22 protein-coding genes are annotated in these 22,523 nt (G+C 70.3%); 15 read left to right on the top strand and 7 right to left on the bottom strand.

All coding sequences use genetic code 11. From position 1 onward, the window contains the following. Positions 1-67 precede the first annotated feature (67 nt). A complete protein-coding gene (locus tag ACWGIC_RS24595; RefSeq protein WP_452078301.1) occupies positions 68-1,966 on the bottom strand; it encodes a glycosyl hydrolase family 18 protein in 1,899 nt (632 codons plus the stop codon). A 391-nt stretch (positions 1,967-2,357) separates the two neighbouring features. Here ACWGIC_RS24595 and ACWGIC_RS24600 point away from each other — a divergent pair, with 391 nt between their 5' ends. Further along, positions 2,358-3,494: an acyltransferase gene (locus ACWGIC_RS24600; RefSeq protein ID WP_452078302.1), complete on the top strand. Its 1,137-nt coding sequence runs from the start codon at positions 2,358-2,360 to the stop codon at positions 3,492-3,494. Here the strand turns inward: ACWGIC_RS24600 and ACWGIC_RS24605 are convergent. Both ACWGIC_RS24605 and ACWGIC_RS24610 read right to left on the bottom strand, forming a co-directional pair. Beyond that, entirely contained in the window at positions 3,491-4,201 is a 711-nt protein-coding gene (locus tag ACWGIC_RS24605) for an aspartate/glutamate racemase family protein (RefSeq protein ID WP_452078303.1), read from the bottom strand. The genes ACWGIC_RS24600 and ACWGIC_RS24605 overlap by 4 nt on opposite strands. Beyond that, the gene (locus ACWGIC_RS24610; protein ID WP_452078304.1) at positions 4,201-5,628 is read right to left on the bottom strand and encodes an NCS1 family nucleobase:cation symporter-1; all 1,428 of its coding nucleotides are present in this window, start codon (positions 5,626-5,628) and stop codon (positions 4,201-4,203) included. The genes ACWGIC_RS24605 and ACWGIC_RS24610 overlap by 1 nt, the downstream gene beginning before the upstream one ends. A 115-nt stretch (positions 5,629-5,743) precedes the next feature. On the opposite strand from ACWGIC_RS24610, the gene ACWGIC_RS24615 reads away from it, so the two are divergent. Both ACWGIC_RS24615 and ACWGIC_RS24620 read left to right on the top strand, forming a co-directional pair. After that, positions 5,744-6,445 (top strand): GntR family transcriptional regulator, encoded by a 702-nt coding sequence (locus ACWGIC_RS24615; RefSeq protein WP_452078305.1) that lies wholly within the window; start codon positions 5,744-5,746, stop codon positions 6,443-6,445. 45 nt (positions 6,446-6,490) lie between these two features. Continuing rightward, entirely contained in the window at positions 6,491-7,336 is an 846-nt protein-coding gene (locus tag ACWGIC_RS24620; RefSeq protein ID WP_452078306.1) for an alpha/beta fold hydrolase, read from the top strand. Here ACWGIC_RS24620 and aroA read toward each other — a convergent pair. Continuing rightward, positions 7,329-8,615, bottom strand: a complete 1,287-nt coding sequence (aroA, locus tag ACWGIC_RS24625) for a 3-phosphoshikimate 1-carboxyvinyltransferase (RefSeq protein WP_452078307.1) — start codon at positions 8,613-8,615, stop codon at positions 7,329-7,331. The genes ACWGIC_RS24620 and aroA overlap by 8 nt on opposite strands. 97 nt (positions 8,616-8,712) lie before the next feature. On the opposite strand from aroA, the gene ACWGIC_RS24630 reads away from it, so the two are divergent. From ACWGIC_RS24630 to ACWGIC_RS24675, 10 genes are all read left to right on the top strand, one after another. Then, the gene (locus tag ACWGIC_RS24630; protein ID WP_452078308.1) at positions 8,713-10,413 is read left to right on the top strand and encodes a CTP synthase; all 1,701 of its coding nucleotides are present in this window, start codon (positions 8,713-8,715) and stop codon (positions 10,411-10,413) included. After that, positions 10,410-11,042: an NUDIX domain-containing protein gene (locus tag ACWGIC_RS24635; protein WP_452078309.1), complete on the top strand. Its 633-nt coding sequence runs from the start codon at positions 10,410-10,412 to the stop codon at positions 11,040-11,042. The genes ACWGIC_RS24630 and ACWGIC_RS24635 overlap by 4 nt, the downstream gene beginning before the upstream one ends. Positions 11,043-11,081: 39 nt before the next feature. Beyond that, positions 11,082-12,014, top strand: coding sequence for a site-specific tyrosine recombinase XerD (gene xerD, locus ACWGIC_RS24640; RefSeq protein ID WP_452078310.1), 933 nt, complete (start codon positions 11,082-11,084; stop codon positions 12,012-12,014). Between the two features lie 132 nt (positions 12,015-12,146). Further along, the gene (locus ACWGIC_RS24645; protein ID WP_452078311.1) at positions 12,147-13,241 is read left to right on the top strand and encodes a ParA family protein; all 1,095 of its coding nucleotides are present in this window, start codon (positions 12,147-12,149) and stop codon (positions 13,239-13,241) included. Further along, positions 13,238-13,651 (top strand): cobyrinic acid a,c-diamide synthase, encoded by a 414-nt coding sequence (locus tag ACWGIC_RS24650; protein WP_452078312.1) that lies wholly within the window; start codon positions 13,238-13,240, stop codon positions 13,649-13,651. The genes ACWGIC_RS24645 and ACWGIC_RS24650 overlap by 4 nt, the downstream gene beginning before the upstream one ends. Further along, complete coding sequence (locus ACWGIC_RS24655) at positions 13,651-14,715, top strand: segregation and condensation protein A (protein WP_452078313.1); 1,065 nt, start codon at positions 13,651-13,653, stop codon at positions 14,713-14,715. The genes ACWGIC_RS24650 and ACWGIC_RS24655 overlap by 1 nt, the downstream gene beginning before the upstream one ends. After that, complete coding sequence (gene scpB, locus ACWGIC_RS24660) at positions 14,712-15,629, top strand: SMC-Scp complex subunit ScpB (RefSeq protein ID WP_452078314.1); 918 nt, start codon at positions 14,712-14,714, stop codon at positions 15,627-15,629. Before ACWGIC_RS24655 ends, scpB begins: the two co-directional genes overlap by 4 nt. Then, on the top strand, positions 15,619-16,371 hold the full coding sequence (locus ACWGIC_RS24665) for a pseudouridine synthase (RefSeq protein ID WP_009079554.1): 753 nt from the start codon (positions 15,619-15,621) through the stop codon (positions 16,369-16,371). The genes scpB and ACWGIC_RS24665 overlap by 11 nt, the downstream gene beginning before the upstream one ends. Before the next feature lie 88 nt (positions 16,372-16,459). Further along, positions 16,460-18,361: a Xaa-Pro dipeptidyl-peptidase gene (locus ACWGIC_RS24670; RefSeq protein ID WP_452078315.1), complete on the top strand. Its 1,902-nt coding sequence runs from the start codon at positions 16,460-16,462 to the stop codon at positions 18,359-18,361. Between the two features lie 109 nt (positions 18,362-18,470). Then, positions 18,471-18,731: a hypothetical protein gene (locus ACWGIC_RS24675; RefSeq protein WP_452078316.1), complete on the top strand. Its 261-nt coding sequence runs from the start codon at positions 18,471-18,473 to the stop codon at positions 18,729-18,731. 102 nt (positions 18,732-18,833) lie between these two features. Here ACWGIC_RS24675 and ACWGIC_RS24680 read toward each other — a convergent pair whose 3' ends face one another. From ACWGIC_RS24680 to ACWGIC_RS24690, 3 genes are read right to left on the bottom strand one after another with little or no spacing between them, the layout of a single operon-like run. Further along, positions 18,834-20,024: a cation:proton antiporter gene (locus ACWGIC_RS24680; protein WP_452078317.1), complete on the bottom strand. Its 1,191-nt coding sequence runs from the start codon at positions 20,022-20,024 to the stop codon at positions 18,834-18,836. Continuing rightward, positions 20,024-20,506, bottom strand: a complete 483-nt coding sequence (locus ACWGIC_RS24685) for a cation:proton antiporter regulatory subunit (RefSeq protein WP_452078318.1) — start codon at positions 20,504-20,506, stop codon at positions 20,024-20,026. The genes ACWGIC_RS24680 and ACWGIC_RS24685 overlap by 1 nt, the downstream gene beginning before the upstream one ends. A 35-nt stretch (positions 20,507-20,541) precedes the next feature. Continuing rightward, positions 20,542-20,910, bottom strand: coding sequence for a DUF4267 domain-containing protein (locus ACWGIC_RS24690; protein ID WP_452078319.1), 369 nt, complete (start codon positions 20,908-20,910; stop codon positions 20,542-20,544). Positions 20,911-21,137: 227 nt separating this feature from the next. On the opposite strand from ACWGIC_RS24690, the gene cmk reads away from it, so the two are divergent. Continuing rightward, the gene (gene cmk / locus ACWGIC_RS24695) at positions 21,138-21,863 is read left to right on the top strand and encodes a (d)CMP kinase (RefSeq protein ID WP_452078362.1); all 726 of its coding nucleotides are present in this window, start codon (positions 21,138-21,140) and stop codon (positions 21,861-21,863) included. Then, complete coding sequence (locus tag ACWGIC_RS24700; protein ID WP_452078320.1) at positions 21,860-22,516, top strand: lysophospholipid acyltransferase family protein; 657 nt, start codon at positions 21,860-21,862, stop codon at positions 22,514-22,516. Before cmk ends, ACWGIC_RS24700 begins: the two co-directional genes overlap by 4 nt. The last annotated feature ends 7 nt before the right edge of the window (positions 22,517-22,523 follow it).

The following is a 22,523-nucleotide window of genomic DNA, read 5'->3' on the forward strand; positions in this document are numbered from 1 at the left end:
GCACCGGGTTCCCTTCGGGGGAGGGAAACCGGCGCCGCCGCCGGTATTTCACGCGCCTACTGCGGGGTCAGCAGGTGCCGTTGTCGGCCCAGACCGACGCGCTGCCGGGCGTTTCGCCCCGCGTCCACCACTTGGCGGACCAGCGATGCCCGTTGTAGGACACCACCGCGCCCGCGTTGTAGGACTGGGAGGTGTTCCACGCCGCCGGGCACGCGGTCGTGGGACCGCCGCCGCCGGAGCAGGCTCCGTTGTCCGTCCAGACGTCCGAGGTGCCGGGCTGCTCGCCCTGCGTCCACCACTTCGCCGTCCAGGTGTGGTTGTTGTACGACACGACCGCGCCGCCGTTGTACACCTTGCCGGTGTCCCACGCCGCTGCCGTGCACTGGTTCGGCGGAGTCGTGGGAGTGGTCGGCGTAGTGGGAGTGGTCGGCGTGGTCGGGGTTGTGGGAGTGGTCGGGGTCGTGGGGGTGGTCGGCGTGGTGGGCGTCGTCGAGGTGGTCGGCGGCGGGCCGGAGCAGCCCTCCGTCGGCGCGGCGAGCCCGTCCACGACGGCGTGGAACAGCGTCGAGTTCGGGTCGAGGTCGTAGAGCGAGAACATCATCGCGCCGCCGAGGCCGTTGCAATGGATGTAATCGGTGCGCGCCTTGATCGACTGCTTCGACGAACCGCCGTAGAAGCTCGTCCCGTCGTAGAACCACGCGGATTGCGTTGTCGGGTCCCAGAACGTGGTCGCCGGGTTGTCGACCACACCGGAGAGTTCCTTGTACATCGCGACCCCGGGCACGTTGCCGCTGAGCGGATGCGGCGCGGACGGCCCGGTCGCGGTCTGGTACAGCCCGTGGTTCGAGCCCGCGGGCACGCCGGTCCAGCCCCGGTAGTAGAACGGGATGCCGAGGGTCAGCTTCGACGCCGGGAACCCGCCGGGGATGCCGTACGCCGGATCGCCTTGCGTGTACGCCTTCATCACCTGGTCGATGGTGTATTTCTCAGTGCCCGGCGGAATGGTCGGGGACGGGTCGTTCGGCGAGGGGTAGAGCGGGTCCTGGAAGTTCGTCGGCCCCGTCTTGTCCCACGCGCCGTGCATGTCGTAGGTCATCGGGTCCGCGAAGTCCATGTACTGGTGGATCTTGTCGGTTTCGATCTTCGCGATCTTGTCCTGGCCGCCGGGCAGGGCGGCCGAGAGCGCGTAGTGCTTGCCCAGCGCGTCCATCTGGGAACGGAACTCGGCGAGCAGCGCGGTGAAGTTCTTGGTGTCGTTCGGGCTGTAGTGGTTGCCGGTGTGCCCGCCGGGGTGCGCCGGGTACTCCCAGTCGATGTCGAACCCGTCGAAGATGTTCGCGGCGGTGCCGGGGCCGCCGAAGCCGCCCGCGGCCGGGATGTTGCCCTTGATGAACATGTCGATGCAGGAGCTGACGAACTTCTTGCGCGAGGCGTCGGTGGCCGCGGCGTCGGAGAAGTACTTCGAGTAGGTCCAGCCGCCGAGCGACAGCAGCACCTTCAGGTTCGGGTGCCGGGCCTTGAGCTCCTGCAGCTGGTGGAAGTTGCCGACGATCGGCATGTTGTAGGTGTCGGCGGTGCCGTCGACGCTGATGTCCGAGCCGAACGACTTCTGGTAGTCGGCGAACTGGTCGCCCGCGCCGTCGCCCGCGTTCGGGTCGTCCTCGCCGCCCGGGTCGGGGGTGGTCGCCTTCGTCGTCTCGAAGCAGGTGAGGTTGTTCGGCTCGATGTTTTCGAAGTCGTAGAGCAGGTAGTCGATGTTGTCGGCGATCTTGTCGACGTTCTTGAGGTAGTACGCGTTCTGGTAAATGCTCCATTGGTCGAAGTAGGCGATGCGCAGCCCGCCCGAGGAGGGCGCGGGCGTCGCGGTGGCCGGGGCGGGCCGGGCCAGGATGGTGAGACCGGCCACGACCACGGCGGCCACGGCGGCGCAGGCCACGGCCAGCGGTCTCAAGGTCCGGTGGGGCATAGGAGTTCTCCCTCGCACAAGCGAAGTCCGCCTGCCGCACCGGAATGCGCGGCAAGCGTCGGACATCGGGTGATCACTGCAGGAGCGGGGGCCGGCCCGCTTCCGAATGTGAACCAGCGCACAGCCGGAGTCAATACTGTGGACTAGACCAATTTCCGGGCCTGGGCGATTTGTGGTGAAGTGTCCGGAAAGGCCCGACGAACGGCCTGTTCCAAGCGGGGCCAGTGGTCCGGACCACTGGTCGGGGCCCGTTCACCCGTACGGGTGTGGCTGACCCGACACCCGTCCCGCGCGGCATCAGCCGGGTCTCAGGAAGATCATGGGTGGCTCACAGCTGCGGAGGAGAGCCTGGCACCATGAGCGCCAACGACCCCGGGAGCACGGCCGAACGATGACCACTACCGAGATCCCGCTCGTCCGCGCGGACGAGCCGGCGCCCGCCCGATCGCCGCACCTGCGTCAGCTCGATTTGTACCGCGTCGTCACCTTCGGCCTGGTCATCCTCATCCACGTGATCGGCTCCACGACCTACCCGCAGGACGTGGTCGCCGACGCGATCCAGACGCCGCTGCACCTGACCCGCGAAGCGTTCTTCGCGCTGACCGCGTTCGTGCTCGTGTTCCAGTACCGGGACCGGCCGGTGCAGCCCGGGAAGTTCTGGCGCAGGCGGTTCCCGCTGGTCGCGATTCCGTACGTGGTCTGGACGGTCGTCTACCGGGTCTACTCGCTGATCGCCTCGGACCAGCCGGTCGGGTCCGTCGGCGCGCAGCTGCGCACGCTCGGGCTCGACCTGCTCACCGGGAACGCCTGGTACCACATGTACTTCATGCTGGTGACGCTGCAGGTGTACCTGCTGTTCCCGTTGCTGGTGAAGCTGATCGGCCTGATCCGCCGCCGTCCGTGGACCGTGCTGGCGTGCTCCGGCGCGATCCAGGTGGCGGTGGCGGTCTTCATGAGCTACCCGCCCGCCGCGCTGGGCTACGGCTTCGTCAGCAAGTTCTTCGCGACTTTCGTCGTCTACCAGTTCTACATGCTGCTCGGCACCGCGGCGGCGGTGCACTTCGAGGCGGTGCACGCCTGGCTGCGCGGGCATTCGCGCTGGGTCCTGCTGGCGATGGCGGGAGGGCTCGTGCTCGCGGAGACCGGCTATTTCGTGAGCGTCCGCTTCGGAGAGTGGCCGGAGATGGCGTCGGACGCCTTCCGCCCGTACCTGATCCCGTGGTTCGTCGCGGTGATCGCCGGGATCTACCTGGCGGGCGCGCGCTGGGCGGAGAGCAGGCAGCGCGGCGGGCGGTTCGTGTCCTGGGCGGTGAACCGGTCGTTCGCGGTGTTCCTGACCCACCCGATCGCGATCGCCTTGCTGGACCCGCTGTTCGTCTTCGTCGGCGACCGGTACGGCGCGCCGTGGACGACGCTGGTGGCGTACCCGGCGACGGTGGCGCTGACCTTCGCGATCGTCGAGGTGCTGCGGCGGCTGCCGTGGAGCAAGGCGCTGACCGGGCGGGCGCGGGTGCCGGTGCGCGGCTAGCCGCCCGGCCAGGTGCGGCGTTTGTCGAGCGGCCGGGCGTAGGAACCGGCCCGGCTGGTGCGCAATCCCAGCGCCACCAGCGATTCCGCGAGCCGGACCGCGGCGGCGACGCCGTCGACCACCGGAACGTCGAGCATCGCCGACATTGTGCGGTCCAGTCCGGTCATCCCGGCGCACCCGAGCACGAGCACCTCGGCTCCGGCGTCGCGGGCCCGCGATCCGGCGGCGAGCAGGGCGGATTCGGTGCGTTCCTCGTCGCGCAATTCCAGCACGCTGAGCCCGGTGCCGACGACCGCGACGCAATTCCGGTCCACCCCGGCGGAGTGCAGGCTGTCCTCGATCAGCCCGCACGTGCGGTCCAGCGTCGTGACCACTCCGTACCGGCGGCCGAGCAGCCCGGCCAGGTGCGCCGCGGCCTCGGTGATGTCGACTACCGGCACATCCAGCAGTTCGCGCGCGCCCTCGCGGCCATGCTCGCCGAAACCGGCGAGGACGACCGCGTCGAACGTTTCCTCGGTGGTGCGCAACAGGTCCAGCACTGCCGCGGCGGACAGGAAGCTGTCCAGCCAGCCCTCGGCCGATTCCGGACCCCACTTCGGCGTCAGCGCGACGATTTCGGTGCCAGGGCTGGCGGCCGCCCGCGCCCCGGCTTCGATCTCCTTCGTCATGGCCTCGGTGGTGTTGCAGTTGGTCACGAGGATCCGCATCAAGCCCTCCGCTGGCGGTACGAAACGGCGTAGTAGAGCAATCCGGCGCTCGCGGTGCCGAGGAACCACGAGTACGGCGCGGCGGGCGCGAAGAACGGCACCAGCGCGATCACCGCGGACAGCACGGCGCACGGGAAGAAGGCGGCCATCGCGCGCGGATTCACCTTGGGATACTTGCCGTCGCGCACGAACAGCTGCTCGACGTCGATCTCGCCGCGGCGGATCAGGTAGTAGTCGACGACCATGATCCCGAACAGCGGCCCGAGAAACGCGCCGAGCCCGCCGAGGAAATAGTTGACCACCACCGGCGACGAGTACAGCTTCCACGGCAGCACGCACAGCGCGGCGACGGCGCTGATCATGCCGCCGACGGTGAACGAGATCCGTTTCGGCCAGATGTTGGCCAGGTCGTAGGCGGGGGAGACGAAGTTCGCGACGATGTTGACACCCATGGTGGCGATGGCGAAGGTCAGCGCGCCGATGATCAGCACCGGCGTGTTGTGCACGCGGGCAAGCAGTTCGGCCGGGTCGGTGATCGCCTCGCCGAACACCTGCAGGCTGCCCGCGGTGACGATCACCGACAGCAGCGCGAACGCCGTCGAGTTCACCGGGAGGCCCCAGAAGTTGCCGCGCCGCACCGTTTTCTGGTCCGGGGCGTTGCGGGAGAAATCGCAGAAGTTGAGCATCAGCGTGCCGTAGGTGGACAGGATCAGCCCGGCCGCGCCGAACCACTGCCGCACCTGCTCGCCGCCGGACAGCTGCCGCGGGCTGCTGGTGAACGAGATGTGCCAGTGGCTCGCGGCGAGGATCCACACCGCGAGCGCGATCATCACGACCCAGATCAGCGGGCCGCACCAGTCCTGGAACTTCCGCACCGCCTCCATGCCGCGGGTCAGCACGAGCGCCTGCACCAGCCACAGCGCCACGAAGCACATCCAGCCGAGCGCGTGCAGGCCGAGGAAACCGTGTTCGGTCAACGGTTTCAGGCCGGGGTCGATCGCCAGCACGAGCAAGGTGATGGCGACGCTGGCGAGGTAGGTCTGGATGCCGTACCAGAAGATCGCGATCACCGCGCGGATGAGCGCGGGCAGGTTCGCGCCGAACGTGCCGAAGCTGATCCGTGCCACTACGGGGAACGGGACGCCGGTGCGCTGCCCGATCCGGCCCATCAGGTTCATCCCGAAGAAGATGACCACGAACCCGAACAGCAGCGCGGTGAACACCTGCCAGGCCGAGAGGCCGAGCACGAACAGCCCGGCGGCGAAGGTGTAGTTGCCGAGGTTGTGCACGTCCGACATCCAGAGCGCGAAGATGTCGTAGACCTTCCAGCGCCGCTCCTTTGCCGGGGCGAGGTCTTCGTTCCACAGCCGGGGGTCGGGTTCGGGCTGGACGGTCGCGCTGGTTTCGGTGGACGGGGCGTGCGTCATCGCAGACCTCCGGTCGACGTGCCGGCAGCTTTGGTATCCCAAACTTGGGATCCCAAATATCGCCCGGTGTAGCTGCTGCGTCAACCCCCTTGCCGATAAACTCTGCGATTGTCCGATGCTGACGAGAGGGGGACGGGTGGGCGTCACGCAGGAGCGGCAGCCGCTCGCGGCGACGCGCGCCCGGGTGCTCGACGAACTGCGGGAGCGGATCCTGACCGGGCGGCTGAAGCCGGGGGACCGGCTGGTCGAACGCGAGCTGGCCGAGGATCTCGGGGTGTCGCGGGTGCCGGTGCGCGAGGCGATCCGCAGCTTGGAAGCCGAGGGGTTCGTCGCCGTGCCGTCGCCCCGGCGGGTGGTGGTGCGGCAGCTGGCTCGGGTGGACGTCGAGGAGCTGTTCGACGTCCGGGAGGCGCTGGAAAGCCTCGCCGCCGCGCGTGCCGCGGAACGGGCCGGGAAGCCGGAGATGCGTCGGCTGGAGCGGCTGCTCGCCGAGTCCGCGCGGGTCACCCAGAGTGGCGACGGCGCACGGATCTCCGAGGTCAACAGCAGGCTGCACGACGAGATCATCGCCATCGCGGGCAACCGGCTGCTGACCACGATGCTGCATCCGCTCGAAGGCCAGCTGCGGTGGCTGACCAGCCAGAACGAGCACTGGGACGAGCTTCTCGACGAGCACCGCCGGCTGGTGGAGGCCATCGGGTCCGGCGACGTGGAACGGGCGCGCGAGTACGCCGCCGAGCACGTCCGGGTGAACCGCGCGGTGACGTTGCGCGATCTGTTCGGCGAAGACGAGCAGGGCGAGCGTCCGGCGGGCTGATCTCTAGTAAGGTGACCCTAACTTCGAGCGGGAGGGGGTCGCCGCGTGGCGCACGTGCAGGGCGAGCCGGAGTGGGTGTCCACAAGGGACGGACGACGGCTGTACGCGATGGTGCTGCCCGGACCCGGGGCCGGGCCGACAGTGGTGTTCGAAGCGGGAGCGGGTGCCAGCCGGTCGTCGTGGGGACTGGTGCAGCCGCTGGCCGGCGAGTTCGCGCGGGCGGTGGTGTACGACCGGTCCGGGCTCGGGCGGAGCGCGCCGGATCCGTCCGGGCGCACGCTGGACCGGATGGCCGACGACCTCGTCGACGTGCTGAGCCACTTCGGGCCGGGACCGTACGTGCTCGTCGGGCACAGCGCCGGGGGACCGATCGTGCGGCTCGCCGCCGCCCGTACCGCCGCGAAGGTGACGGGCCTGGTGCTGGTCGACCCGACTGACGAAGCGGCGGAAGTGCTGTTCTCGCCCCGATTCCGCAGTGCCGAACGGGCTTTCCTGCGTACTGGCCGGATCCTCGCGGCGACCGGATTGCTGAAGTTCTTGTACCGGCCCATGTTGCGTGCCGCTCCGGAGGACGTCCGGCGCGATCTAGTGCGAGAAGGCTTTACGCCACAAGTGCTGCGCACGCAGACCGAACAGGCGCGCACCTTCCTGGACGAGCTGGCGGCCTGGCGGGCGAACCCGCCCGCCCTCGGCGATTATCCGGTGACGGTCGTGTCCGGCGGGCGCCCCGGGGACGGGATGAACGCCGCGGTGCGCGCGGAGGCGAATGCCGCGCACGCGCAACGGGTTTCGGCGGGCGGACGGCACCGGATCGCGGAAAAGTCCGGGCATCTGGTGCCGGTCACCGAACCCGAAGCGGTGGCGGACGAGATCCGCCGGTTGCTCAGCTGACGGCGTCGCTCCACGTCTCGACGAACTTCGGGAACGTCTTGCCGACCGTCTCCGGGTTCTCGACCAGCACTCCGGGCACGCGCAGGCCGAGCACCGCGGCGGCCATGACCAGCCGGTGGTCCTCGTAAGTGTGGAAAACGCCGCCGTGCATCGGAGCCGGGGTGATTTCCAGGCCGTCCTCGAGTTCGGTGACGCCCGCGCCCAGGCCGGACAGCTCGGTGGCCAGCGCGGTCAGCCGGTCGGTCTCGTGGCCGCGCAGGTGCGCGACGCCGGTGATGCTCGACGGGCTCTCGGCGAAGCACAGCATCGCCGCGATGACCGGGGTCAGCTCGCCGACCTCGTGCAGGTCGAGGTCGATGCCGGGGAACGCGCCGCCGCCGGTGACGGACAGGCCGGTGTCGTCCAGCGTCGCCTTCGCGCCCAGTTCGGTCACCAGGCCGCGCAGCCAGTCGCCCGGCTGCGTGGTCTGCTTCGGCCAGCCGTGCACCCGGACCGTCCCGCCGCCGACCACCGCGGCGGCCACGAACGGGGCCGCGGTGGACAGATCCGGCTCCACGACGTACTCCGGACAGGACAGTTTCGCTGGCGCCACATGGAATTCCGTGGCGGAACGCTCCACGGTGGCCCCGAACCGGCGCAGCATGTCGAGCGTCATCGCGATGTGCGGTTCGCTCGGCGGGGCGCCGCCGACCAGCCGCACCGTCACGCCCTGGTCGAACGCCGGACCGGCGAGCAGCAGCGCGGACAGGAACTGGCTGGAGGCCGACGAATCGAGATCCACCCGGCCGCCGCGCAGCCCGCCGGTGCCGTGCACGGTGAACGGCGGCGCGCCGCGTCCGCCGTCGTCGATCCGCGCGCCGAGCTTGCGCAGCGCGGCCAGCAGCGGGTCGATCGGGCGGCGGCGGATCGCCTCGTCCCCGTCGAACTCGACCGAGACGTCGCCGAGCGTGGCGAGGGCGGGCGTGAACCGGGCGACAGTGCCGGCGTTGCCGAGGGTGACGGCCGCTTCGTCGCCGCGGCCGCTGATGGTGCCGAGCGGGTGCACGAGAAAGCCGTCGATGGTTTCTTCCGACCGCGCGCCCAGCGAAGCGAGCGCGCCGAGCATCAGCCGGGTGTCGCGCGAATCGAGCGGATGGCGCACCCGGGTGGGCGCGCTCGCGAGCGCGGCGAGCACGTAGGCCCGGTTGGTGATCGACTTCGATCCGGGGACGCGCACCGCGGCGTCCAGCGAGGCGCCCGCGACGGGGGCGGTCCAGTGGTCATCGCGGATGTTCGTCACGCCGCGAAGCCTAGCGCGGGACGGGTGAACCGATTCCGCCGCGCCGGGAAGAGGCGTCGGCGAGCGATCTGCCGGGAGTGGGATATGCTGGCGGCCCGTGGGACTTCAGTCGCGGGCTACCAAGTATGTCTTTGTCACCGGAGGCGTTGCCTCCTCTCTGGGTAAGGGTCTGACGGCGTCCAGCCTCGGACAGCTGCTCACTTCGCGCGGACTTCGCGTCACGATGCAGAAGCTCGACCCGTACCTCAATGTCGACCCCGGGACGATGAACCCGTTCCAGCACGGCGAGGTGTTCGTCACCGACGACGGAGCCGAGACCGATCTCGACATCGGGCACTACGAGCGCTTTCTCGACCGCTCTCTCGACGGCAAGGCGAACGTCACCACCGGACAGGTGTACTCGGAGGTGATCGCCAAGGAACGCCGCGGCGAGTACCTCGGCGACACCGTCCAGGTGATTCCGCACATCACCGACGAGATCAAGGCGCGGATCACCGCCGCGGCCGGGCCGGACGAGAACGGCGTCGCGCCGGACGTGGTGATCACCGAGGTCGGCGGCACGGTCGGCGACATCGAGTCGCTGCCGTTCCTCGAGGCGTGCCGCCAGGTGCGCCACGACGTCGGCCGCGACCAGTGCTTCTTCCTGCACGTGTCGCTGGTGCCGTACCTCGCCCCCTCGGGCGAGCTCAAGACCAAGCCGACCCAGCATTCGGTCGCCGCGCTGCGCAACATCGGCATCCAGCCGGACGCCCTGGTGTGCCGCGCGGACCGGGAGATCCCGGACGACCTCAAGCGCAAGATCGGCCTGATGTGCGACGTCGACACCGAGGCGGTCATCGCCTGCCCGGACGCACGCTCGATCTACGACATCCCGAAGGTGCTGCACGGCGAGGCGCTCGACGCCTACGTGGTGCGCCGGCTGGGCCTGCCGTTCCGCGACGTCGACTGGACGGTGTGGGGCGACCTGCTCGACCGCGTGCACAACCCGAGCGAGATCGTCCGGGTCGCGGTGGTGGGCAAGTACATCGACCTGCCCGACGCGTACCTCTCGGTCACCGAGGCGCTGCGCGCGGGCGGGTTCGCGCACCGCGCCAAGGTCGAGATCGTCTGGGTGGCCTCGGACGACGCGCAGACCGAATCCGGCGCGGCCTCCGTGCTGTCCGATGTGGACGGTGTGCTGATCCCGGGCGGGTTCGGCATCCGCGGCATCGAGGGCAAGGTCGGTGCGATCCAGTACGCGCGCACGCACGGCGTGCCGCTGCTCGGGCTGTGTCTCGGCCTGCAGTGCATGGTCATCGAGAGCGCCCGGAACCTCGCGGGCATCGAGGACGCGAACTCCGCCGAGTTCGACGAGAACACCAAGCACGCGGTGATCTCGACCATGGCCGACCAGCGCGACGTCGTCGCGGGCGAGCGCGACATGGGCGGCACGATGCGGCTCGGCGCGTACCCGGCGAAGCTCAAGGCCGGTTCGCAGGTGGCCAAGGCGTACGGCACCACCGAGGTGTCCGAGCGGCACCGGCACCGCTACGAGGTGAACAACGCCTACCGCAAGCAGATCGGCGACGCGGGCCTGGTCTTCTCCGGCACCTCGCCGGACGACCGCCTGGTCGAGTTCGTCGAACTGCCCGCGGACGTGCACCCGTTCTTCGTGGGCACCCAGGCGCACCCCGAGCTGAAGAGCCGCCCGACCCGGCCGCACCCGCTGTTCAGCGCCTTCGTGAAGGCCGTCGTGGACCGCAAGGTCGCCGAACGGCTCCCGGTCGAACTGCCCGAGACGCCCGTGGCGGCTCGGTGAGCGCGCCCGGCACGCACGAGTTTTCCGTCGCCGCCAGCACGGTCGTCCACGTGGGACGCGTCGTCGGCCTCCGGGTCGACGACGTCGTGATGCCGGACGGGGAAACCGCCAAGCGCGAGGTGGTCGAACACCTCGGCGCGGTGGTGATCGCGGCGCTCGACAGCGAGGACAACGTCACGCTCGTCCACCAGTACCGGCATCCGCTCGGGCGCCGGCTGTGGGAGCTGCCCGCCGGGCTGATCGACCACCCGGGGGAGGAGCCGGTCGAGGCGGCGAAGCGCGAGCTGGCCGAGGAATCCGGGCTCGCGGCGGCCAGCTGGGAGACGCTGGTCGACGTCGCGGCCTCGCCCGGGTTCACCGACGAGGTGGTGCGGGTCTTCCTCGCGCGCGGTCTGTCCGAAGTGGACCGTGACGTGCTCGGCGAGGAGGAGGCCGACCTGGTGGTGCGGAAGTTCCCGCTCGCCGAGGCGGTCCGGATGGCATTGGCGGGCGAACTGGTCAACGGGGCGACCGTCTCGGGAGTGCTCGCCGCGCACGCGGTGCTGGCCGGGGCGGCGAAGACCCGCCCGGCCGATGCGCCGTGGCAGGACCGGCCGACACGGTTCGCGCGCCGACTGGCCGAGGGCTGATTTCCCGGTTCTGTCGGTGCGCCGTCCTAGAGTGGCGGCGTGAATGATGCGGGTGTCGAGGTGCGGGGCGCGATAGCCACGTACCTCGACCACCTCGTCGTCGAACGCGGCACCGCCCGCAACACCCTCGACAGCTACTCCCGCGACCTCCGCCGTTATGCCGCGCATCTGGAAGCGGCGGGGGTCGTGCGGCTGACCGAGGTCACGCCCGCGCACGTCACGTCGTTCGGCGCCGCGCTGCGCGAGGGCGACGAGGAACACCAGCCGCTGGCGGCGTCGTCGGCCGCGCGGGCGCTGGTCGCGGTCCGGGGCCTGCACAAGTTCGCGCACGCCGACGGTCTCACCGAACACGACCCGGCCCGCGACGTCCGCCCGCCGGCCGCGGCGAAACGGCTGCCCAAGGCGTTGCCGGTCGCGGACGTGCTCAAGCTGCTCGACACCCCGCCGCCGGACGGGGAACGCGCCTTGCGCGACCGCGCGCTGCTGGAGCTGCTGTACTCGACCGGAGCCCGGATCTCCGAGGCGGTCGGGCTCGATGTGGACGACGTGGACGACAACGAGCGCACCGTCCTGCTCGACGGCAAGGGCGGCAAGCAACGCCTGGTGCCGATCGGCCGTCCCGCGCTCGAAGCGCTCGACGCGTACCTGGTCCGCGCCCGTCCCGCGCTCGCCGCGAACGGCAGGGGCACCTCGGCGATCTTCCTCAACGCCCGCGGCAGCCGGCTTTCCCGCCAAAGCGCGTGGCAGGTGCTCAAGGACACCGCCGAGCGGGCCGGGATCACCGCCGCGGTCTCGCCGCACACCCTGCGCCACTCGTTCGCGACCCACCTGCTGGAGGGCGGCGCGGACGTCCGCGTGGTGCAGGAACTGCTCGGCCACGCCTCGGTGACCACGACCCAGGTCTACACGCTCGTGACGGTCACGACGCTGCGCGAGGTCTACGCCACCGCGCATCCGCGCGCGCTCGGCTGACCGCGGACCGGGCCCGAGGGCCTTCCCACGCTGCGGTGACTCGCCCCGTGCGGCCCGGCGCGGCGCTTTGCCGGGGCTCCGGAATCACGCATAGGCTGCCGGAGACCCCGCCGAACAAGGAGCTTTCGCGCCATGTCGACACCGACCCCGAACCAGCCGGAGGACCCGGCAGCGTCCGCCGGGCCAGCTGGGCCGGCCGTGTCCGCCGCGTCCGCCGGGCCGGAAGCGTCCGCTGGGTCCGCAGTGTCCGCCAGTTCCGCCGGTTCCTCCGGTTCGGCCGCGGCGAACCTCGAGCACGCGCGGATCGCCACCCCGGCGGACCACGAGGGCGACGAGCCGGAACGCCCGCTGACCCGCGCCGAACGCGCCCGGATGCGGGCGAAGGAGCGCGCGGAGAGCGGGATCGGGCCGACCGGGCGGCCGCTGCGCGAGATCCCCGAGCCGCCGCCGCTGGAACGGCACGGCCCGGCGAAGGTGCTCGCCATGTGCAACCAGAAGGGCGGGGTCGGCAAGACCACGTCCACGATCAACCTCGGCGCCGCGCTCGCCGAATGCGGCCGCCGCGTGCTGCTGGTCGACTTCGACCCCCAAGGCGCGCTGTCGGTCGGGCTCGGCATCCAGCCGCACGAACTGGACCAGACGGTCTACAACGTCATCATGGAGCGCTCGGTGCAGATCGAGAACGTGCTCCGCAAAACCCGCGTCGACGGCGTTGACCTGCTGCCGAGCAACATCGACCTGTCCGCGGCGGAGGTCCAGCTCGTCGCAGAGGTAGGGCGCGAGCACACGTTGTTACGGGTCCTTCGTCCGGTGATGAACGACTACGACTATGTTCTTGTCGACTGCCAGCCCTCGCTCGGCCTGTTGACGGTGAACGCATTGACCGCCGCGGACGGTGTGATCATCCCCCTGGAGTGCGAGTTCTTCAGTCTGCGAGGCGTCGCGCTCCTGATCGACACGATCGAGAAGGTGCAGGAACGCCTCAACCCCAAACTGGACATCACGGGGATTCTCGCCACGATGTACGACCCGAGAACCCTGCACTCGAAGGAGGTCATGGCTCGCGTGGTCGAGGCATTCGGCGACACCGTGTTCGACACGGTGATCAACCGCACCGTGCGGTTCCCCGAGACGACGGTCGCGGGCGAGCCCATCACGACCTGGGCCCCCAAATCCGCCGGCGCCGCGGCTTACCGCGCGCTGGCCCGCGAGGTGATCGCTCGGTGAGCAGGCGCGCTTCCCTGCCCGGAGCGTCGGAACTCTTCCGCCTCACCTCCAGCCCGGCGACCCCCGCGCTCGAACGCCCCGCCGTGCCCGCTCCCGCGGAACCGGTGAACCGCGGCAAGCCCGCGGGCGGCGCGGAAGCCGACCAGCTGGCCCGCAACGCGGCGCGCAGCGGATCCGGGCGCACCAAGCACGACGCGAAGATCACCGTCTACGTCTCCGGCGACGAACTGCTCGCGATGGAGCAGGCCCGGCTGAACCTCCGGGCCAAGCACGACCTGGTGGTCGACCGCGGCAGGCTGGTCCGCGAGGCGGTCGCCGTGCTGCTCGCCGACTTCGACCAGCGCGGCGAGGAGTCCGTGCTGGTGCAGCGATTGCGGGCGAGCGGCGAGGACGGCGGAACCGAGGGCTGATGGACGAACCGGCATCGGCCGAGCTGCCGGAGCCGGAAGCGGCAGCCACGGACAACACAGCAGACGCCGCAGACACAGCGGGCCCGGAAGCCCCCGCAGCCTCGGAGGCCCCGGACGACGGGGAGAACGCGGCCGCGGAAGGTCCGGGGGAGACGGCTGCTCCGGCGGCCGCGGAACCTCCCGGGGACGCCGAGCCCGCTCCGGCCGAGCACGAGACCGTGCACGGCGGCACCATCCCCGAGGGATACGCCGCCGACGAAGGCTCCTCGAAGTTCAAGGTGCGGCTGCAGAACTTCGAGGGCCCGTTCGACCTGCTGCTGCAGCTGATCTCGCAGCACCAGCTGGACGTCACCGAGGTCGCACTGCACACGGTCACCGACGACTTCATCGCCTACACCCGCGCGCTCGGCCCGGACTGGAACCTCGACGAGACCACCGAGTTCCTGGTGATCGCCGCGACCCTCCTCGACCTCAAGGCCGCCCGGCTGCTGCCCTCGGCCGAGGTCGAGAACGAGGACGACCTGGCTTTGCTGGAAGCCCGCGACGTGCTGTTCGCGCGGATGCTGCAGTACCGCGCGTACAAGCAGGTGGCCGCGCTGTTCGGCGAGCTGGAGGAAGGCGCGCTGCGGCGGTACCCGCGGTCGGTCGCGCTGGAGGAGCGGTACCTCGGGCTGCTGCCGGAGGTGATGCTGGGCGTCACGCCGGAACGGTTCGCGGAGATCGCGGTCGCGGTGTTCCGGCCGAAACCGCCGCCGCAGGTGTCGATCGCGCACATCCACATGGGACGCGTGTCGGTGCGCGAGCACGCCGCGCTGCTGCGGCTGAAGCTCGCCGAGGCCGGGCAGGCGACGTTCAAGGAACTGACCTCGGACTGCGAGCACACGGTGGAGGTCGTGGCCCGGTTCCTCGCGCTGCTGGAGCTGTACCGCGAATCGTCGGTGGAGTTCGAGCAGCTGGAGGCACTGGCGGAACTGCACGTCCGCTGGACCGGCGGCAGCGTGGCCGAGGCGTCTGTCGCCGCCGAGCAGGACCGCGCTGCGGCCGAGGAGGAGGAATACGGGTGAGCACGGAAGACGACCGCGCACCGGCGGCGGAGGATGCTCCGGTGGCTCCTGCCGCATCGGCGGGCGAGGAAGCTCCGGCGGCTCCGGCGGAAGAGGTTCAGGCCGAGGCCGAACAAGCCGGAGCCGACCCGGTCGAGGCGGACGAGACCGCGCCGGAAACCGCGCCGCAGCCGGAAAACGAGGCCGAGGCGGAGCCCGTCGACGCCGTCGAGCCGGAACCGGCACCGGAAGCCGAAGCCGCGGAGCCGGCCGAAACCGAGCCGGAAACCGCTGAAGCCGCACCGGAAACCGACGGCGCCCCCGATGCCGCGCCGGAAGCCGGGCCGTCCGACGACGAAGGCCTGGTCGCCGTCGACAGCGGACTGCCCAGCGTCGAGGACGACGAGGCCCTGGAAGCCGCTCTCGAAGCGCTGCTGCTCGTCGTGGACTCGCCGATCGCGGAGGATTCCCTCGCCGAAACGCTGGACCAGCCGGTCGCCAGGGTGACCGTCGCGCTGCGGACGATGGCGCAGAAGTTCACCGAGCGGGCCAGCGGGATCGACCTGCGGCGCGTCGGCGAAGGGTGGCGGTTCTACACTAGGGACACCTACGCCCCGTTCGTGGAGAAGCTCCTGCTGGACGGCCAGCGGTCGAAGCTGACCAGGGCCGCGCTGGAGAGCCTCGCCGTGATCGCGTACCGGCAGCCGGTCACCCGGGCCCGGGTCGCCGCGGTGCGCGGGGTGAACGTGGACGGCGTGATCCGGACCCTGCTGGCGCGGGGGCTCATCGAAGAGATGGGCACCGACCCGGAGACCACGGGCACGCTGTACGTGACGACCGAGCTGTTCCTGGAGCGACTGGGGCTGTCGTCGCTGAACGACCTTCCCCCGATCGCTCCGCTGCTACCCGAAGTGGACACCATCGATGACATCTGAGCAACACCCCGACGGCATCCGCCTGCAGAAGGTCCTGTCGCAGGCGGGCGTGGCGTCGCGCCGGGCCGCCGAGGACCTGATCGCGGCAGGCCGGGTGGAGGTGGACGGCGAGGTCGTCACCGAGCTGGGCCGCCGCGTGCACCCGGACGAGGCGGTGATCCACGTCGACGGCACGCGGGTCAACCTCCGCGACGACCTGGTGTACCTCGCGTTCAACAAGCCCAAGGGCGTGCACTCGACGATGTCGGACGACCGGGGCCGCCCGTGCGTCGGCGACTACCTGCGCGGCCGGTGGGAGGAGACACCGGGCGTCGTGCACGTCGGGCGGCTCGACGAGAACACCGAGGGCCTGCTGCTGCTCACCAACGACGGCGACCTCGGGCACCGGCTGATGCACCCGTCCTACCGCGTGCTCAAGACGTACTTCGCCGAGGTCGAAGGACTGGTGCCGCGCGGGCTGGGCAAGGAGCTGCGCGCGGGCTGGGAGCTGCCGGACGGGATCGTGAAGGTCGACCAGTTCCGGGTCAAGGACATGCATTCCGGCCGGAGCATGATCGAGCTGGTGATCCACGAGGGACGCAAGCACATCGTGCGCAGGCTGATGGCGGCCACCGGGCATCCGGTGCGCAAGCTGGTGCGCACCGCGGTCGGCGACGTGCAGCTGGGCAACCAGCGCCAAGGCACGATCCGCAGGCTGAACCGCGGCGAGGTCGGCGCGCTGTACCGCACCGTGGGACTCTGACCGGTTCCCCACTTTCGGCCCTGATGCCGGGCACCGGCGGCCGGGTTGAGTTGTCGGCACCCGACGACGACTCTGGAGGGCGACGGGAATGCGTGTGCTGACAGGGCTGTGCGCCGCCGCGGTGCTGGCCGCGGGAATGGCGGTGCCGGCGGCCGCGACGGCCGCACCGGCGAGAACCGGGACCGAACCGCAGTACGACTACGCCGGGGCGATCCGCGAAACAGTGTGGGTCGACCTCGGCCGGGACGGCGACGGGGACGGCGTCCCGGACCGGGTCGCCGCGGACATCGTGCGGCCGAAGGAACCGGCCGCGGCGGGCAAGAAGATCCCGGTGATCATGGACGCCAGCCCGTACTACTCCTCGGTGGGGCGCGGCAACGAAACCCAGTTCAAGACGTACGACGACCAGGGCCGCCCGGTCGGCTTCCCGCTGTTCTACGACAACTACTTCGTCCCGCGCGGGTACGCGACGGTGCTCGTGGACCTGGCGGGCACCAACCGGTCGACCGGATGCGTGGACGTCGGCGGCAACTCGGACGTCCAGTCGGCCAAGAAGGTCGTCGACTGGCTGAACGGCCGCGCGACCGGCTACACCGCGAAAACCGGCGGCACGACGATGTCGGCGAGCTGGAGCGACGGCGGCGTCGGGATGATCGGGAAGTCCTACGACGGCACCATCGCCAACGGCGTCGCCTCGACCGGCGTCGAAGGCCTCAAGACCATCGTGCCGATCTCCGCGATCAGCTCCTGGTACGACTACTACCGCTCGGACGGCGCGTCGTTCGGCTTCAACCCGGACGGTCTCGCGCAGACCGTCGAGCGCCGCAACGGCGGCCAGGACTGCTCGGCGCAGAACCGGAAACTCGCCCAGGGCGCGACCGAGAACGGCGACTACGGCCCGCTGTGGGCGGAGCGCGACTACGTGGCGAACGCGAAGAACGTGCGCGCCAGCGTGTTCATCTCGCACGGCGTGAACGACCTGAACGTCATGCCGATCAACTACGGGCAATGGTGGGACGCGCTCGCCGCGAAGGGCGTGCAGCGCAAGATCTGGCTCGCGCAGACCGGCCACGTCGACCCGTTCGACTACCGGCGCGCCGAGTGGGTCGACACCCTGCACCGGTGGTTCGACCACTACCTGATGGGCATCGACAACGGCATCGAGAAGGAACCGATGGCGACTGTCGAGCGGCAGCCGGACCAGTGGGCCAACGAAGCGACCTACCCGGCCCCGGGCACGAAGGCGACAGTGTTGCGTCCGCAGCCGGGCCGTACCGCGGGCGTCGGCACGCTCGGCACCGCGGGCAGCCGAGGCACCGCGTCGTTCACCGACAACCCGAAGGTGGGGGAGAACGAGTGGGCGGCGAATCCGTCGGCCACGTCAGCGAACCGTGTCCTCTACAGCACCGGCGCGCTCTCTTCGCCAGTGCAGGTCTCGGGCACCTCGTCGATCACCGTGACGGCCACGCCGAGCACCTCAAGCGCGCGCCTGTCGGCAATGCTGGTCGACTACGGCCCAGCGACGATCCGCAACTTCTCCGGCCCCGGCGAAGGAATCGTCACCGGCACGGACCGCACCTGCTGGGGTTCGAGCACGGACGGCGACAGCGCTTGCTACAAGGTGACCAGCGCGGACACGAAGAACGTGGACTACACGATCATCAGCCGAGGCTGGGCGGATCTGGCGAATTACCAGTCGCTGAGCCGGGAAGCGCGGCTCACGCCGGGCAAGGCGTACACGATGACGTTCCGTCTCGCGAGCACGGACCACATCGTCCCTGCCGGACACCGTCTGGCGCTGGTGATCGGCGGGACTGACAACGGCTTCGTCACCGCGCCCGCGAACCCGCCGAAGCTGACCATCGACCTGGCCAAGACCTCGGCCCAGGTTCCGCTGGTCGGCACCGTCCCGGCTCGTCCGTGGACGGGATCCATCTCAGCAGGACCGCTGGCGCACGTTCCCGCGGCGGCGCGCTTCGACCTGCGCTGACAAAGGGTCTGTGAGGGGAACCCTGAGGGAATCTGATTCCCTCAGGGTTCCCCTCGCGGCTTTGATCGCGATACTTACCGGGTCCGGAGAAGGATGTGGTGACGTCCTGATGGCCAAGTTCCGCTGCGTGTGCGACTACGTCATCTCCACGAGCGGCGAAATCCCCAACCCGCTCGAGTGGAAAGTCATCTCCGACCAGAAATTCGACGAATTCGAGGGAATGGTCGACGCCGAAGCCGTCTACCTAGCGGGCACCTCGATGTTCCGCTGCCCTCAGTGCGGATGCCTGTGGGTGTTCTGGAACGGCTTCGCCGAACCTCCGGAATGCTATGCACCGCAACCCATCCCCGAGGGAACCGACGGCAGCTGACTGAACAGCGGTCAAGCCCAGCCCCGCCTGCCCAACCGCAGCCCGCGCACCCAACCCCGCCAGCGCCCCCACGCAACGCTCTTGCGAAAGCGAAACCGCCGCCTACCCAGCAGCAACAGACTCCTTAGCCGCAGCCTTCCGCTGCAACGCCTTCGCCACCGGCTCCACCACCCGAGCCGCTGTCGGCCCAAGAATCGCCATCAACAACACATAAGCCGTAGCCAACGCAGCCAACTCCCCGTCAACCGCCCCGGCAGTCACCGCCAACCCGGCGATGACGATCGAAAACTCACCCCGAGCCACCAACGCCGCCCCGGCCCGAGCCCGTCCGAGCCGCCCGATCTTCTGCCGCCGAGCAGCCCACCACCCAGTAGCCACCTTCGTCAGCGTCGTCACCACAGCGAGCACCGCCGCCCACCCCAGCACCGGCGGGATCGACGCGGGATTCGTATTCAACCCGAACACCACGAAGAACATCGCCGCGAACAAGTCCCGCAACGGCTCCAGCAACCGAGTCGCGTTATGCGCGGTAGACCCGGACACCGCGATCCCCAACAGGAACGCCCCGACCGCCGCCGAAACCTGCAGCGCCGACGCGATCCCGGCCACCAGCAGCGCCGCGCCGAGGATCTTCAGCAGGAACACTTCCCGGTCGTCGCTGTCCACCAGCGCCGAGACATACCGGCCGAACTTCAGCGCGATCACCAGCACCACAGTGATCACCAGCAGCGAAATCCCGACCGCTTCCAGCCCGCCGAGCAGGCTCACCCCGCCCAGGATCGCGGTGAGGATCGGCAGGTACAGCGCCATCACGAGGTCCTCGAACACGAGGATCGACAGCACCACCGGCGTTTCGCGGTTGCCGAGCCGGCCCAGGTCGCCGAGGACCTTCGCGATGATGCCGGACGACGAGATGTACGTGACGCCCGCCATGACGATCGCGCCGATCGGGCCCCAGCCCAGGATCAGCGCGACGATCGCGCCGGGAGCCGCGTTGAGCACGATGTCCACCAGGCCCGCGGTCCACGACCGCCGCATGCCGGTGAACAGTTCCGCCGCGGAGTACTCCAGGCCGAGCAGCAACAGCAGCAGCACCACGCCGATTTCGCTGGCGAGGTGGGCGAAATCGCCGATGTCGGCGAGCGGGATCAGGCCGCCGGAGCCGAAGCACAGGCCGCCGAGCAGGTACAGGGGGATGGGGGAGAGGCCGATCCGGCCGGCGAGCCTGCCCAGCACGCCGAGCACGAAGAAGACCGCGCCGAGTTCGACCAGGGAGAGTGCGGTGTGATCCATCAGCCGTGCTTGAGGATCTTGGCGGCGGCTTCCAGCCCCTCGGACGTGCCGACCACGACGAGCAGGTCGCCCGCGGTGAAGAGGAAGTCCGGGGTCGGCGACGGGTGCACCTGGCCGGCCCGCATCACCGCGACGATCGAGACGCTGGTGCGCGTGCGCATCGCGGTGTCGCCGAGCGAACGGCCGTCGAACGGGCTGTCCGCGGTGATCGGCAGCTGCTTGGTGTTGATGCCCGGCAGCTCGCGGTGCTCCTCGTTCAGCTGCGCCACGAGCTGGGGCGCGCCGAGCAGGTTCGAGAGCGCGCCCGCCTCCTCCGCGGTCAGCGGCAGCGAAGCGAGGCAGGCGTCCGGATCGTCTGATTTGGAGACGATCAGCTCGATCTTGCCGTCCCGCTGGGTGACGACGCCGATGCGACGTCCCGCGCGGGTGGCGAAGTCCTTGCGGACACCGATTCCGGGGAGAGGGGTGACTTCGACGTTCACGTCCGCCACGGTAACTCATTGTCCGTTTCGCGGAGTTAGCCCAGCAGGAACAAGATCGAGGTGGCCGCCATCAGCGCGGCCGTCGCGCCGTGGACGCCGTAGGCCATTCCCTTCTTTCCCTTGTGCCGCAAGATGATCAGCATGTCGCAAAGCGGCATCACGGTCGCGGCGAGCAGCAGCCAGCCGACCAGGTGCGGGCTGCCCGCGAGCATCGCGGCGCAGAGCATCAGCCCGGCTCCGAGGTCGCGGTTGCCCTTGATCTCGAAGAACGCCGTCGATCCGGCCGGGATCGTGCGCAGGCCGAACGTGGCGGCGCTCTTCGCCGGGGCGAACAGGTAGCCGAACCCGACGTAGATGATGCCGAGCGCGGGCACGCAGGCGAGGACGTAAGCGGCGATGAGCATGGGAACCCCCGTGAGTTAGCAGCGCTAGGAACAAGTGCAACGCTAACTTAGCGCCGCTAGGTTGTCTAGCATCGAATGAACCCGTTCTGCGGTACCGGTTCGCTCCGCCGGCCCGCTTCGCCGGGGACACCGCCTGAGGTGCCGCGACGGGCGGCGGGCAGAATGAACCGGACCGGGTGTGCGGGACGAGCGTGAGGAGAGCATTGGTGACGGGAGCCCTACGTGGGGTGGTCGCGCTGGACGGCCCGTCGGGAACCGGCAAGACGACGGTGGCGCGCAAGCTCGCCGGCCGGCTGAGCGCCCGCTACCTCGACACCGGCGCGATGTACCGCGTCGTCACGCTGGCCGCGCTGCGGGCCGGGATCGACCTCGCCGACGAACACGCCGTCGGCGCTCTCGCGCACGACGTCGACTTCACCCTCGGCACCGACCCGGAGCGGCCCGACGTCCGGCTGGCCGGCGAGGACGTGGCCGCCGAGATCCGCGGTCCCGAGGTGACCGGCGCGGTTTCGCCGGTGTCGGCGGTGCCGCAGGTGCGCGAGGTGCTGGTCTCCCGCCAGCGCCGGATCATCGCCGACGCGATCGAGGACGACGGCGGGATCGTGGTGGAGGGCCGCGACATCGGCACCACCGTCGCGCCGGACTCGCCGCTCAAGATCTACCTCACCGCCTCGGCCGAGGTCCGCGCCGCGCGGCGGAACACCCAGGACTCCGCGGCGGGCCGGGCCACCAGCGTCGAATCCGCGCGGGAATCGGTGGAGCGCCGCGACCGGATCGACTCCACCCGCGCCGCCTCGCCGCTGCGCGCGGCCGGGGACGCGGTCCAGGTGGACACCTCCGAGCTGACGATCGACCAGGTGATCGTCGCGCTGGCCGAACTCGCCCGCGGCCGGGGCCTGCTCGGCGACTGCCCGGCCGAACCGGCCGCCGCCGAGGCCGGGGTCAGCCGGTGAGCGGCGCGCTCCCCGAAGGGGCGAACGGCCTCCTGCTCGACATCGGCCGGACGGCGGGCCGGTATTATCTGCGTCCGGCGTTCCGGATCCGGGTGCACGGCCGGGACCGGGTGCCCGCCGACGGGCCGCTCGTGGTGATCTCGAACCACAGCTCGAACGTCGATCCGCAGCTCGTGATCGGAATGCTTCCGCGGCGCAGCGCGTTCCTGGCCAAGGCCGAGCTGTTCAAGGGGATCGGAGGCCGGTTCCTGCGGGCGATCGGCCAGATCCCGGTCCGCCGGGGCGAGATCGACCGGACGCCGCTGACCACGGCGGTCGGAGTGCTCAAGGCGGGCGGGGCGGTCGGCATCTTCCCGGAAGGCACCCGGGGCGAGGGCGACGTCGGGGCCGCCGAACGCGGCGCGGCGTGGCTCGTGCGCGCGTCGGGGGCCACGGTGCTGCCGATCGCGATCCGCGGGACGCGCAAACCGGCTGACGGCAAGCGCCGCTGGCGCCCGCGCGTGGACCTCCTCTTCGGGGAGCCGTTCGCGCTGAAGGTCGGTCCGGGCCGCAAGGGCCTTGACCAGGGCACCGAAGAGCTGCGCACGCAGCTCGCGGCGCTCGTGCAGGCTTTGGACGACTGGCGCGGCGAACACGGGTTCGCCACGCCGTAGGCGAAGT

It is taken from the genome of Amycolatopsis sp. NPDC054798, assembly GCF_053611505.1.